The 13,383-nt window shown below is 73.1% G+C and carries 11 protein-coding genes and 1 tRNA gene; 2 read left to right on the forward strand and 10 right to left on the reverse strand.

Going from position 1 to position 13,383, the window contains the following annotated elements:
* Window positions 1-24: 24 nt before the first annotated feature.
* Both QL983_RS00145 and polA read right to left on the reverse strand, forming a co-directional pair.
* Window positions 25-1,398 carry a GNAT family N-acetyltransferase gene (locus QL983_RS00145; RefSeq protein ID WP_135019263.1) on the reverse strand — a complete coding sequence of 458 codons (1,374 nt, stop codon included), beginning with the start codon at window positions 1,396-1,398 and terminating at the stop codon, window positions 25-27.
* Window positions 1,382-4,195: a DNA polymerase I gene (gene polA / locus QL983_RS00150; RefSeq protein ID WP_230260436.1), complete on the reverse strand. Its 2,814-nt coding sequence runs from the start codon at window positions 4,193-4,195 to the stop codon at window positions 1,382-1,384. Before polA ends, QL983_RS00145 begins: the two co-directional genes overlap by 17 nt.
* A gap of 67 nt (window positions 4,196-4,262) precedes the next feature.
* Between polA and QL983_RS00155 the strand changes: the two genes are divergently transcribed.
* Window positions 4,263-4,781: a hotdog fold thioesterase gene (locus tag QL983_RS00155; protein ID WP_010078745.1), complete on the forward strand. Its 519-nt coding sequence runs from the start codon at window positions 4,263-4,265 to the stop codon at window positions 4,779-4,781.
* Window positions 4,782-4,812: 31 nt separating this feature from the next.
* Here the strand turns inward: QL983_RS00155 and QL983_RS00160 are convergent, their stop codons facing one another.
* From QL983_RS00160 to QL983_RS00190, 7 genes are all read right to left on the reverse strand, one after another.
* The gene (locus QL983_RS00160; protein WP_010078746.1) at window positions 4,813-5,190 is read right to left on the reverse strand and encodes a monovalent cation/H(+) antiporter subunit G; all 378 of its coding nucleotides are present in this window, start codon (window positions 5,188-5,190) and stop codon (window positions 4,813-4,815) included.
* 13 nt (window positions 5,191-5,203) lie between these two features.
* Window positions 5,204-5,488, reverse strand: a complete 285-nt coding sequence (locus tag QL983_RS00165; RefSeq protein ID WP_010078747.1) for a monovalent cation/H+ antiporter complex subunit F — start codon at window positions 5,486-5,488, stop codon at window positions 5,204-5,206.
* On the reverse strand, window positions 5,485-5,919 hold the full coding sequence (locus QL983_RS00170; protein WP_010078748.1) for a Na+/H+ antiporter subunit E: 435 nt from the start codon (window positions 5,917-5,919) through the stop codon (window positions 5,485-5,487). The genes QL983_RS00165 and QL983_RS00170 overlap by 4 nt, the downstream gene beginning before the upstream one ends.
* A 38-nt stretch (window positions 5,920-5,957) precedes the next feature.
* A complete protein-coding gene (locus QL983_RS00175; RefSeq protein ID WP_044658965.1) occupies window positions 5,958-7,628 on the reverse strand; it encodes a monovalent cation/H+ antiporter subunit D family protein in 1,671 nt (556 codons plus the stop codon).
* Window positions 7,625-8,056: a cation:proton antiporter subunit C gene (locus QL983_RS00180; protein ID WP_010078750.1), complete on the reverse strand. Its 432-nt coding sequence runs from the start codon at window positions 8,054-8,056 to the stop codon at window positions 7,625-7,627. Before QL983_RS00180 ends, QL983_RS00175 begins: the two co-directional genes overlap by 4 nt.
* Window positions 8,053-10,926: a DUF4040 family protein gene (locus tag QL983_RS00185; RefSeq protein ID WP_044658966.1), complete on the reverse strand. Its 2,874-nt coding sequence runs from the start codon at window positions 10,924-10,926 to the stop codon at window positions 8,053-8,055. Before QL983_RS00185 ends, QL983_RS00180 begins: the two co-directional genes overlap by 4 nt.
* Before the next feature lie 70 nt (window positions 10,927-10,996).
* Window positions 10,997-11,078: transfer RNA gene (locus QL983_RS00190), tRNA-Leu, on the reverse strand.
* A 177-nt stretch (window positions 11,079-11,255) separates the two neighbouring features.
* Between QL983_RS00190 and QL983_RS00195 the strand changes: the two genes are divergently transcribed.
* On the forward strand, window positions 11,256-11,852 hold the full coding sequence (locus tag QL983_RS00195; protein WP_010078752.1) for a response regulator: 597 nt from the start codon (window positions 11,256-11,258) through the stop codon (window positions 11,850-11,852).
* Window positions 11,853-11,870: 18 nt separating this feature from the next.
* Here QL983_RS00195 and pyk read toward each other — a convergent pair whose 3' ends face one another.
* Window positions 11,871-13,358: a pyruvate kinase gene (pyk, locus tag QL983_RS00200; protein ID WP_010078753.1), complete on the reverse strand. Its 1,488-nt coding sequence runs from the start codon at window positions 13,356-13,358 to the stop codon at window positions 11,871-11,873.
* Between the last annotated feature and the right edge of the window lie 25 nt (window positions 13,359-13,383).

The following is a 13,383-nucleotide window of genomic DNA, read 5'->3' on the forward strand; positions in this document are numbered from 1 at the left end:
GCACGAATGTGCTCGTCCAGCGTATCAGAAGCCGACGAGGGTGTGCAGGGGTCGGCTGGGTCGCACAAGCCCGTCGAACGCCTCCGCCGCGCCGGCCCGCAGCTCCGCCACGACACCGGCCTCCGCCAGCACCGCGGCGCCGGCCCCGCGGGAGTGCCCGCCGAGCCAGAGCGCGGAGAACCGGGCCGCGTCGAGCCGGAGCCCCGCGCCCAGGCCCACGGCGTCGGCCGCGGGGCCCAGCCGCTCGGCGGCGCCGCGCCCCTGGCGGACGGTGAGCCGCCACGTCCCGTCGATCGCGCCGAGCGCGTCCTCGACGGCGACGACGACCTCCCCGTCGCCCGCCCAGCCACGGGCCGCCATGGCGGCGGGCAGGTTCAGGACCCGCAGGTACAGGTCGTCGGAGCCGCGGTGCCGACTCACCCGCCGCTCGTCGACGAAGAGCGCCTCGAGCCAACCGGGCTCGGGCGCGCGGCCCCACTCGATCCGCTCGACCAGGTCCAGTCGGGCCAGGTGGTGGACGAGCCCGCGCCGCGCGTCGGCGGTCGCCGCGAGGAACGCGGTGACGGTGATCGTGGGCGGCTCCTTCTCCCAGCCCTCGAACCGATACAGCGCGACGCCCTGGACCCGCCCGTCGTCGTCGCGGTGGACCGCCGCGTACAGCCCCGAGCCGCGCCCCTCGTTCCGACTCGCCTCGCGGTCCTCCCAGCGAGGCACGCTGAACGAGGTCCGCTGGACCGAGCCCGGGGTGGCCGGCAGCACCCGCCCGTACAGCTCGTCCACGAGGCCGGGGATCTCCCGCGGCTCCTCGACCGTGACCCGCCCGCCGGCCGGGGCGCCCGTGAACGCGGGGGCGCCCGAGACGTCGATCCGCACGGCGTGCCACCGGGTGGCGGCCCCGAAGCCGAAGCGGCCGTAGATGGCGGCCTCGGTCGCGGTCAGGGCGGCCGCGCACAGGCCGGCGTCGCGGGCGTCCGCGAGGGACCTGAGCATCATGGCCCGCAGCACGCCGCGCCGGCGGGCGTCCGGCGAGACGGTCACGTCGGTGATCAGCCAGGCGTCGACGGTGCGGCCGGGCCACGTGGTCAGCGGCTGCACGAAGTCCTCGAAGGTGGCGGCGGGGCGGCGGGCCGCCGGGTCGTCCCCCGGCGCGTAGACGCCGAGCCGGCGCCGTCCGTCGGCCGCGTGGGCCTCGAGCTGCTGGCGGAGCGCGGCGCCCGTGGGCACCGTCTCGTAGAAGCCCCGTTCGACCGCGGCCGCGAAGTGCGATGCGGCGGGGTCCTCGGGGCCGAGGACCCCGAGGTCGCGCAGCGCGAGGCCGTGCTCGCCGAGCCGGTCCTCGGCGGCGTCGGCCAGCCGCCGCAGCGACGGACCCTCCGGCGCGTCAGTGTGCGGCGTCATGCCAGCTCCTTCCCTGGCCGACGTGCACGTCGAGCGGCACGGAGAGCTCGGCGGCCCGGCCCATCCGCTCCTTCAGGAGCGCCGTGGCCTTGTCGAGCTCGGCGGCCGGGACCTCGAGGATGAGCTCGTCGTGGACCTGCAGCAGCAGGCGCGAGGCCAGCCCGTGCTCCTCGAGGCCGGCCTGCACGTCGAGCATCGCGCGCTTGATGATGTCCGCGGCCGAGCCCTGGATGGGGGCGTTGAGCGCGGCGCGCTCGGCCACGTCCCGCAGCTGACGGTTGTCCGAGCTGAGGTCCGGGAGGTAGCGGCGGCGCCCCTCGATCGTCGAGGTGTACCCGTCCTGTCGGGCCTGCGCGACGACGTCGCGCAGGTAGTCGCGCACGCCGCCGAAGCGGTCGAAGTAGCCCTTCATGAGGCCGCGCGCCTCGTCCACCGAGATCTTCAGCTGCTTGGACAGCCCGAAGGAGGACAGCCCGTAGGCCAGGCCGTAGCTCATCGCCTTCACCTTGGCGCGCTGCTCGGCGGTGACGTCGTCCGGGTCCACGCCGAACACCTGCGAGCCGACGAACGAGTGCAGGTCCTCGCCCTCGCGGAAGGCCTGGATCAGCCCCTCGTCCTCGGACAGGTGCGCCATGATGCGCATCTCGATCTGGGAGTAGTCGGCCGAGAGCAGCACGGCCTGCTCGCCGGCCACCTCGTCCGCCACGAACACCTCACGGATGCGGCGGCCCGCCTCGGTGCGCACCGGGATGTTCTGGAGGTTCGGGTGCAGCGAAGACAGCCGGCCCGTGGCGGCGGCGGTCTGCGAGTAGGTGGTGTGGATGCGGCCGTCCGGGGCGACGGTCTCGAGCAGCCCCTCCACGGTCTGCCGGAGCTTCGTGGCGTCACGGTGGGCCATCAGGTTCTCGAGGAACGGGTGCCGGGTCTGCTCGAGCAGGTCCTGCAGCGAGTCCACGTCCGTGGAGTAGCCGGTCTTCGTCTTGCGCGTGCGCGGCATGTTGAGCCGCTCGAACAGCACCTCCTGCAGCTGCTTGGGCGAGCCGAGGTTGACCTGCATCCCGCCGGTCTCCTCCGCGACGGACGCCCACGCGGACTCCTTGGCGGCGTCGGCGGCGTCGGTGAAGTCCTCGCGCAGGCCGGTCAGGGCGTCGACGTCGACGGCGATGCCGGTCAGCTCCATCCGGGCGAGCAGCCGCGAGAGCGGGATCTCGAGCTCTTGCAGCAGCCGCTGGGCCCCGCGGTCGAGCACCTGGGGCGTGAACTGGGTGGAGAGACGGCGCACCACCCAGGCGGCCCGCACGGCGTCCGCGGCGCGGTCCGAGCGTTCGGCGGCGGCCTGCCCGCCGTCGAGGTCGAACGTCCCCTGCGCCCGCTGCTGCGCGGGCTCGCGCGGGGCGGTGAGGGGGGTGTGCAGATGCGCCTCCGCCAGCGCCTCGAGCGAGGTGTCCCGCCGGTCCGGCTGGATCAGGTAGGCCGAGAGCAGCACGTCGTCCACCACGCCGTCCAGGGCCGCGTCCGGGCCGAGCCCGTCGCCCTCGGTGGGCGCGGCCAGCGCCTTGAGCGTGCGCTTGAGGTCGTGCACGGCCTTGGCCAGTCCGCCCTCGCCCAGGGCCTCGCGCACGGCGGCCACCAGCGCCGGGTCCGGGGCGTCGCCGTCGAGGGTGACGTGCAGGCCCGCGTGCTCGCCCACCAGCGCGACGCCGACGGGCGTGCCGAACGTGCCGGGCACGGGCACCTTGCGGCGGGGCAGCAGGGCCGGGCCCTCGACGTCCACGTGGACGCCGAGCAGGTTGCCGGCCTCGGCGGCGAGGAAGGATCGCACGTCCTCGGCCGTCGTCGCCTCGGTGAACTCCGGGGCGGCCTCGACCTCGGGGGGCGGCGCGTCCTCGCCCACCCGCTCGCCGAACACCTCGAACACGCGCTCCCGGATGCGGTTGAACTGCAGCGCGTCGAACAGCTCCTCCACGGGCTCGCGCTCGGGCATCTCGAGCCGCATCGCCTCGAGCCCGATCGGCAGGTCGAGGTCGCGCACGAGGGCGTTGAGGCGGCGGTTGCGGCGCACGTCCTCGAGATGCTCGCGCAGCGCCTCCCCCTTCTTGCCCGTGATCTCGTGCGCGTGTGCGAGCACGCCGTCGAGGTCCCCGTACTGCTTCAGCCATTTCGCGGCGAACCCGGGACCGACGCCGGGGACGCCGGGCAGGTTGTCCGCGGCCTCGCCGACGAGGGCCGCGAGCTCGGGGTACTGGGCGGGGGCGACCCCGTACTTGGCCATGACGGCGTCCGCGTCCATCGGCGGGATGTCGGAGACGCCCTTCTTGGGGTAGAGCACGGTGGTGCGCTCGGAGATGAGCTGGAACGCGTCCCTGTCACCGGAGACGACGACGGCCTCCCACCCCGCCTCCTCGGCGCGCGCGGACAGCGTGGCCACGATGTCGTCGGCCTCGTAGCCCTCCAGCGTGAGCGTGGGGATGCCCAGGGCCTCCATGACCTTCACGGTCAGCTCGATCTGGCCCGCGAACTCCGCGGGCGTCTCGGAGCGGCCCGCCTTGTACTCACCGTACTCCTCGGAGCGGAACGTGGGCCCGGAGAGGTCGAACGCCACGGCCACGTGCGTGGGCCGCTGCTGCCGGATCATGGTCAGGAGCATGGCGGTGAAGCCGTACACGGCGTTCGTGTGCTGGCCCGTGTCCGTGGCGAAGTTCTCGGCGGGCAGCGCGTAGAACGCGCGGAACGCCATCGAGTGCCCGTCCAGGACCAGCAGCCGCTGTGGGGCCTCTGGGGTCGGATCTGCCGCCATGGGTGCTCACGTCTCCTCTCGGCGCGCGGCGCGGGGCGCACCGGTCGCGTGTGCCAGCCTAGTGCTCATGAGTGAGCACACCGCGACCACCCCCGCCGCCTCCGACCGCGTGTACCGCCCCGGCGTCACCCCCGAGCTGAGCCCCGCCGAGCTGGCGGCGGCCTGCGCCGAGGCCGGTCTGACGCCCGAGCTCGTCGCCGCGCTCGGCGGCGCGGCGATCAGCCCCCTGGCCCAGAAGATGGGCCTGCGCTTCCTCGAGCTCACGGCCGAGCGCGCCGTCGCCACCCTGCCCGTGGCAGGCAACGAGCAGCCCGTCGGGCTGCTGCACGGCGGCGCCCACCTCGTCCTCGCCGAGTCCCTGGGCTCGATGGCCGCGAAGATCCACGCCGGGCCGGACCGCAACGTCGTCGGGGTCGAGATCAGCGCCACGCACCACCGGGCCGTCCGCTCGGGCCTCGTGACCGGCACCGCGACCGCCGTCCACCTGGGCGGCACCCTCGTCACCCATGAGGTGGTGATGACGGACGAGCAGGGCCGGCGGCTCTCGACCGTGCGCATGACGAACATGCTCCTCGACGCGCGCTGAGGCACGCCGCCCGGGCGGGCCGGCCCGTGCCTCAGTCCATGTCCGGAAGGCGCGGGGCCGCTCGGCCACCCTCGCGGCCGGGGGTATCCTCGGCGAGCTCGTCGTAGTGCCCCGGATTCATGGGCACCCCAGTGAGGTAGGCCGAGCGGCCCAGGGCCATGGTGGCCACCGAGGCCGAGCCCAGCTGCAGCACCACGATCAGGGCCACCTTCACGAACGCGGCCACCCCCGGGGCCAGTAGCAGGGCGCCCACCACGATCAGGATCATCCCGACGCCGCCGGCGGTGCCCACGGCGGAGACGCGGGTGTAGGGGTCGGGGAACCGGATCAGACCGAGTCCCGCGGTGACGAACGCAAGGGCTCCGATCACCACGAGCACGGAGCCGGCGGCGGTCAGGACGACGTCCACGGGTGCGACCTCCTCAACGCTTGCCGCGCGTGAGCGCGCGGGCCAGGGACATGCCGGACAGGAAGGCCACGACCGCGGCGATCAGGACCAAGTCGAACGTCCACGGGTTGTCCGCCCGGACGCCGAACAGCACGAGCATCCCGAGCACGCTGAACGTGAGCAGGTCGCCCGAGACCGCGCGGTCCGCGTCGAGCGGGCCCACCACGATCCTGTACGCGGACACGAGCGCCGACACGGTCAGCAGCGCGATGGCCAGGTCGATCCCCACCAGGGACCAGTCGTAGGCGAAGGGCATCATGCCACCCCCGTCTTCCGCATCGCGTGGAGCATGCGCGCCTCCATGTCGTGGATCTCCGCGCGCAGGGCGTCGGCGTCGTCAGCGTACAGGCCGTGCACGTAGAGCAGGCGCCGCGCGTCCGGGTCACCGTCCTCGTCACCGACGGCGCCGGCACGCCGGGTGCCCAGCGTCAACGTGCCGGGCGTCAGGGTGATCAGCGCCGAGAGCAGGGTGACCTCGGCGTCCGTGCGGCAGTTGCTGCGCACGCGGGCGATGCCCGAGCGCGCCTGGACGCCGGGGGTGACGAGGTCCTTGATGACCGCCTTCGAAGAGGTCACCAGGGCCCACGCGTACCAGCACCAGAACACGAGCCACCGCCAAGGCCAGGACACGGCGGAGGCCGTGCCGGGCGCCAGGTCGACGGTCCCGTCGGCGGGGGCGACGGTGTGCATGGGGGCGTCTCCTTCCGGAGGCTGCGGGAGTGCGGTGCTCATGGGTTGAGCACCGCCTCGATGTACCTGCTGGGGTCCATCAGGCCCTGAGCCGCGAGGTCGGTGACGGTCCACAGGGCCTGACCGCCGAGCCCGAGGGCGAGGGTGGCCATAGCTAGGACGACGGCGGGGGCGGCCAGCCGGCCTGGGATGCGGGAGCGCGTGACGTCCTCGTCCGGATCCACGGTCACCGGCAGCACGCCCGTGGGCGGATCGAGGGTTTCCTGCGAGGCCCACGACTCGGTGCGCTCGTGGTCGGTGCTCGAGCCGCGGCCGGAGGGCGACGGCACGGAGCCCGCCCGGCCCACGATGGGCATGGCCGCGGTGGCCAGGCGCTCGCGGTGCCCGTGTGGGGCCGTCGGAGCGCCCCAGAACCAGGCGTCCCACACCCGCAGCAGAGCCCACAGGCTCACCAGGGAGGCGCCCAGCACCAGCGCAGCGGTGACACCGCGGCCGGCGTCCAGGCCGGCGCTGATGAGCATGAGCTTGCCCACGAACCCGGAGAAGGGCGGGATGCCGACCAGGGAGAGCAGGCCCACGAAGAAGGCGACGGCGATCAGCGGCTCGCGCCGGGCCAGGCCCTGCAGGTCCGCGAGACGGCCGGTGCCGTAGCGCACCTCGATCGCGCCGGCCGCCATCAGGAGGCAGCCCATCGCCACCATGTGGTGCACGAGGTAGAACAGGCCCGCCGCGAGACCCAGGCGCGTGGAGAGCCCGAGTCCGACGAGGATGCCGCCGATGCCGCTCACCATCTGCCACGACAACACGGCGCGCACACCGTGCTCACCGACCGAGGCGAGCGCACCCACCACGAGGGTGGCGAGGGACAGGACCAGGATGAGCGGCAGCAGACGCGCATCGCCGTCGTACATGACGGAGTAGATCCGGTAGAGCCCGTACACGGCGACCTTGGTGTGCAGGGCGGCGAAGAGGGCCGTCACCGCCGGGGAGGTCGAGGAGTACGCCCAGGCCAGCCAGCCGTGCAGCGGGGCCACCGAGGCCTTGATGGACAGTGCGAACAGCACCATGCCCGCGGCGATCGCGATGCGTGGGTCCGCCGCGGCGGACCCGGCGAGCATCGCGAGGTTCACCGAGCCGGTCAGCCCGTAGACGAAGCCGACGCCGACCAGGAGGATCGTGGAGGTTAGCAGGTTGAGGGTGACGTACAGCCGCGCCCCGTCCACTCGGCGCAGGGGCTCACGGCGGTTGGCGGAGAGGACGTAGAGGCCGTAGCTGGGCACCAACATGACCTCGATGAACACGAACAGGTTGAACAGGTCCGCCGTCAGCAGGGCGCCGTTGACTCCGCCGATGAGGATCAGGAGCAGCGGGGCGAAGAACTGGGAGTTAGCGACGCGGGAGCCGTAGGCGAACGCCGCGCCCACGATCGTGAGGGCGCTCGTGAGCACGAGCATCAGGGCGGACAGCATGTCCGCTGCGAAGCCGATCCCGATGCCCCCGGGCCAGCCGCCCAGCGAGGTGGCGAGCACGGACCCGTCGAGGGCGTGGACGCCCAGGGCCAGCCCGCCGGTGGTGACGAGTCCGAGCACCGCGAACAGGACTGCCCGGTGGAGGCGGGGACGCTCCCCCGCCAGCACGAGCAGACCGGCGGACAGCAGCGGGACGGCGGCGAAGAGGGGCAGCAGCTGGCCCAGCGGGACGGCGCTCATCGACGCACCTCCGGGCCCTGGCCGGCGTAGTGCTGCGCGATCCGGCCGGCCGCGGCGTGCCGCTCCTCGCGCGGGAAGCGTGCGTCGGCGGCGGCCTGCTCCAGGGAGTCGCGGGTCTCCCCCGGCGAGGCCACCGCGTCGTCCGCGCGCCCGGTGACGGCCAGCGCGAGCAGCAGCACGGTGATCGCGAAGGCGATCACGATAGCGGTCAGGACGAAGGCCTGCGGCAGGGCATCGGCCTGCACCTCGACGTCTGAGGTCCCCGCGAAGGGCAGCCCGCGGCGGTCGGTGCCGCCCGCGGCGATGATGGCCAGGTTGGCGGCGTGGCCCAGCAGGACCATGCCGAGGATCACGCGCAGCAGCTCGCGCTTGGAGAACAGGTAGAACGCGCCGAAGGTCAGAAGTCCCACGGTAAGGGCGACGGTCATCGGGTGACCTCCTCTCGTGCAGTCGTGGTGGTCGGGGCCGAGGGATCGGAGGACGGGGCCGCCGGCGCGACGCCGGGGTCACGGCTCGAGGCGCGGAGCGGGTCCTCACCCGGCCGCTCGGGGCCGAGCAGGGAGAACGCGGCCACGATCAGGCCGATCACGGCCAGGTACACGCCCATGTCGAACGCGAGCGTGGTGGAGAGCCCGTAGTCCAGGACCTTCACTCCCGCGGCTCCGAGGAAGCCCTTGCCGGTGAGGTAACCGACGATCCCCGTCGCGGTGCCGACGGCGATGCCCGAGCCGATGAAGGCCAGGTACGGCCACCGCAACTCTGGGGCCGTGTCCGAGTCGGCGGCCAGGTAGAGCAGGGCGTAGCCGGCACCGGCGACCAGTGCGGCGATGAAGCCGCCGCCGGGCTCGTAGTGCCCGCGCAGCAGCAGGAACGCGGACAGCAGGATGATCAGCACGCCGAAGACACGGCCGAACACCCGGATGTGGACGAGGTTCTCGCGCACGTGGGCGAGTGGGGAGCGCATGTCCACGGCGGAGGGCTGTGGAGGCGTCGGCCGACGGTTGAGCAACAGGGCCGCGATGGTCAGCGCCGTCGCCCCGAGCACGGTCATCTCGCCCCACGTGTCCACGGCGCGGAAGTCCACGAGGATCACGTTCACCACGTTGGTCCCCCCAGCCTGGGCATAGCTCTGGGTCAGGTAGAAGTGGGCGATCTCCGACATGCTGGAGCGGCCGGTGAACGCGAGCACGCCCAGGGTCGCGGCGACGCCGGCGACGGAGGCGGCGAGGACCGCCTGCATCCTGCGCGGGGTCGGCTCGTCGCTGAAGCGGGCGGGCAGGCGGCGCAGCAGCAGCACCATGACGCACACCGTGAGCACCTCGACCATCAGCTGGGTCAGGGCCACGTCCACGGCGCCGAGGGTGAGGAACCACAGGGTCATGCCGAACCCTACGACGCCGACCACCACCATGGCGGCGATGCGCGTCTTGGCGCGGATGGTGGCGATCACGCCGGCACCCACCAGGACGACCAGCACCCAGTCGTGCCAGCGCGAGGGCTGGCCGACGACGGCGGGCAAATCCTCGATCGTGGCGACACCGGCCACGGCGAGGAGCCCCAGGACCAGGGCGGGGATGAGGAGGTGGGGGCGGGGAGCCAGGGTGCCGGAGGCGCGCGAGACGACCGCGCCGACGCCGATCAGCCGGTGCCGAACCTCGTCCACCGCATCCAGGGCGGAGAACGGCAGGGCGGCGTGGGAGGCCACGCGCTCCACCGGGCGGCGCAAGGCCACCAGCAGCAGACCGAGCACGATGATGGCGGCGGAGACGAGCAGGGCCGTGTTCACGCCGTGCCACAGCGCCAGGTGCGCGTGCACCTCCGCGCCGGAGGCGGCCTCGGCCGCGTAGGAGACGGGGGTGTCCAGCACACCGGGCAGCAGGCCCAGGGCCACGCCCGCGGCCGCGGCCAGCACGGGCACGCCCCAGAAGGTGGCAGGAGCCTCGTGGACCTCGTCCTCCCGGCCGGTCGGCCACGAATGGGCGGCCCCGTCCGGGCTTGGACCCCAGAGGCCCAGGGCGCCGAGCACGAGACGGCCGGAGTAGGCCACGGTGAACACGGAGGTCAGGGCGATGCCGGCGGTGACGAGGACGGGGAGCCATGCGGGACCGGGGGTCCCGAGAGCGGCCTCGACCAGGCCCTCCTTGGAGATGAAGCCGAACAGCGGCGGGATGCCCGCCATCGACAGGGCGGCGACGGCGATCGCCGTGCCGGTGACCGGCATGCGCACGTGGCGGGCCGCGAGCTCTCGCAGGTCGCGGGTGCCGGCCTCGTGGTCGACCACGCCGATCAGCATGAACAGCGCCGACTTGAACAGCGCGTGCGCCACGGTGTGCACGATCGCCGCGGTAAGCGCGACGGGGGTGCCGATGCCGATGGCGGTCACCAGCAGGCCCAACTGGCTCATCGTGGAGTAGGCCAGCAGACCCTTGAGGTCGTGGCGACGGATCGCGGAGACGGCGCCCAGCAGGGCCGTGATGAGGCCCGAGCCGATCAACAGCGCGGACCACACCGGGTTCCCGGCCAGGACCGGGCTGAACACCAGCAGCAGGAAGATGCCGGCCTTGACCATCGCCGCGGCGTGCAGGTAGGCGGAGACCGGGGAGATGGCCACCATGGAGTCCGGCAGCCACGCCTGGAACGGGAACTGGGCGGACTTGGTGAACGCGGCCACCGCCAGCAGGACGGCGACCGTGGTGGTGAAGCCCGCCTCGGACCACACGTCCGAGGCCAACACCCCGGACAGCGAGGCAGTGCCGGTCCGCACGGCCATGAGGGCGACGGCGGCCAGCAGCGCGAGGCCGCCGCCCACGGTCACGAGCAGGGTCCGGATCGCGGGGTCGCGGGCATGGTCCCCCGAGCGCCCGATGAGGAAGAAGGAGGTGAAGGAGGTGAACTCCCACGCGACGAAGAGGACCACGATGTTGTCGGCGAGCACCAGCAGCAGCATCGACGCCGCGAACGCGGTCATCAGCAGGTAGAAGGAGCCGGGTCGGCTCTCCGTGCGGTCCCGACTGAGGTACCGGCTGGAGTAGGCGAGGATCGCGGCGCCGATGACGAGGACGATCATGGCGAACACCAGGGCCAGGCCGTTCAGCCGGAGGTCGAGGTCCACCCCGACCGCGGGGATCCACGGATGGTGCTCCGTCCGGACGTCGCCCGTCCACGCCGCGATCAGCACGCCGGCCGCGGCCAGCAGGGGTGCGGCCAGGACCCAGCCCGCGTCCCTGCCCAGCGCCCGGGAGGCCGGGACGGCCGCCACCACCGAGAGGAGGGTCAGCAGGAGGCTGGTCAGGAGCACAGGACACCACTCATCTCGGGTCGATCGGTCACGGACACGGCGCCCACGGCGGGTGGCCGCGCGCCGACGGTGCCCGAAGTGGGACTCGAACCCACACGCCTCTCGGCACCGCATTTTGAGTGCGGCGTGTCTACCGATTCCACCATTCGGGCAGTGCCGCCCGGAGGCGGGACTCGATCACCCTATCAGCGCCCCGACCCGGCGTCCCCGGCCTTCCGGCGGGGGGGTCACCGCCGCCGCGCCCGCGCCGCACTCATCGCGCACGGTAGCCTGGTGGACCACCAGCGGCGCCGCACCGACGCCGTCCCGGCCCGCGCGAAGGAGCTGCCGTGTCCACGCTGACGCCTCCCGAGGAGACCGGCCTGCGGGCCGTCGTCGCCGAGGACGAGACCCTCATCCGCCTCGACCTGGTGGAGGTGCTCACCGGGGCGGGCTACCGGGTGGTCGCCGAGGCCGGCGACGGCCGCGCCGCCGTCGAGGCCGTGCGCGAGCACCGCCCGGACATCGTGGTGATGGACGTGAAGATGCCCGTGATGGACGGCATCGCGGCTGCGGGCGAGATCGCCGGGGAACGGCTCGCCCCCGTGGTCATGCTGACCGCCTTCAGCCAGCGCGAGCTGGTGGAGCGCGCCCGGACCGCCGGGGCCATGGCCTACGTGGTCAAGCCCTTCACCGAGGCCGACCTGGTCCCCGCCATCGAACTGGCCGTGGCCCGCTTCGACGAGCTGCGCAGCCTCGAGGCCGAGGTGCGGGACCTGGGCGACCGCCTGGAGACCCGCAAGATCGTGGACCGGGCCAAGGCGCTGCTCCAGGAGCGGATGCGCCTGACCGAGGCCGAGTCCTTCCGCTGGATCCAGAAGACCTCCATGGACCGGCGCCTGACCATGCGGGAGGTCGCGCAGGCCGTCATCGACCAGGTCGGCTGAGCGGCGCCCGCGCGCTCGTCAGAGCGGGGAGCGGGCCGGCCAGAAGCCGACCGGCTCGCGCGTCTGCGGCGAGGCGGCGGACGAGCCGCCCGCGGCGTCGTCGCCCACGCGGTGCACGCGCAGCGTGTTCGTGGAGCCCACGGCCCCGGGAGGGGACCCGGCGGCGATGACCACGAGGTCGCCGTGCTGGGCGATGCCCTCCGATGTGAGCGACTGCTCCACCTGGAGGGTCATCTTGTCCGTGGAGTCCTGGAACGGGACCATCTTCGGGTAGACGCCCCAGGTCAGGCACAGGATGTTGTGCGTGTGCTCGTGGTGGGTGAACGCGTAGATCGGCTGACGCGGCCGCAGGCGGCTGAGCCGACGGGCCGAGTCGCCGGACTCGGTGAACGTGGCGAGGAACGGGATCTCGAGCTGGTTCGCGACCTCGACGGCGGCCCGGGTGATCGCGCCGCCGCGCGTGCGGGGACGCGAGCCGAGCGGGTGGATGAGCTCGAGGCCGTGGGTCTCGGTGGACTCGATGATCCGGGCCATCGTCTGGACCGTCTCGACCGGATACGCGCCCACCGAGGTCTCGCCCGAGAGCATGACGGCGTCCGCGCCGTCGAGCACGGCGTTGGCGCAGTCCGAGGCCTCGGCGCGCGTCGGGCGCGGGCTGTCGATCATCGACTCGAGCACCTGCGTGGCCACGATGACCGGCTTCGCCCAGCGGCGGGCGAGGTCCACTGCGCGCTTCTGCACCACGGGCACGTCCTCGAGCGGCAGCTCCACGCCGAGGTCGCCGCGGGCCACCATGATGGCGTCGAACGCGTCCACGATGGCCTCGAGGTTCTCCACCGCCTGGGGCTTCTCGATCTTGGCGATGACCGGGACCCGGCGCTCCTCCTCGTCCATGATCTCGTGCACCCGGTCCACGTCCGCGGCGTCCCGCACGAAGGACAGCGCCACCATGTCCACGCCGGTGCGCAGCGCCCAGCGCAGGTCCCGCTCGTCCTTCTCGGACAGGGCCGGCACGTTCACCGCCACGCCGGGCAGGTTGATCCCCTTGTTGTCCGAGACCATGCCCGGCACCTCGACCTCGGCCAGCACGTCCGTGTCCGTGACCTCGACGGCGCGCAGGCGCACCTTGCCGTCGTCCACCAGGAGCACGTCACCGGGGGCGACGTCCCCGGGCAGCCCCTTGTGGGTGGTGCCGACCAGCTCGCGGGTCCCGGGCACGTCCCGGGTGGTGATGGTGATCCGATCGCCCCTCTCGAGCAGATGCGGGCCGTCGGTGAAGCGGCCGAGGCGGATCTTGGGGCCCTGGAGGTCCGCGAAGATCGCGACCGGGCGCCGCTCCTCCACGCTCAGCCGACGCACCCGCTCGTAGGACGTCTCATGCACCGCGTGGTCGCCGTGGCTCATGTTGAGGCGGACGACGTCCGCCCCCGCGCGGATGATGGCGCGGGTGGTCTCGTCGGAGTCGGTGGCGGGCCCAAAGGTGGCGATGATCTTCGCGTGTCGCATGCGACCCACGATAGGGGGCGGGCCC

The organism is Micrococcus sp. APC 4021, from assembly GCF_030407635.1.
Lineage (GTDB): Bacteria > Actinomycetota > Actinomycetes > Actinomycetales > Micrococcaceae > Micrococcus > Micrococcus luteus.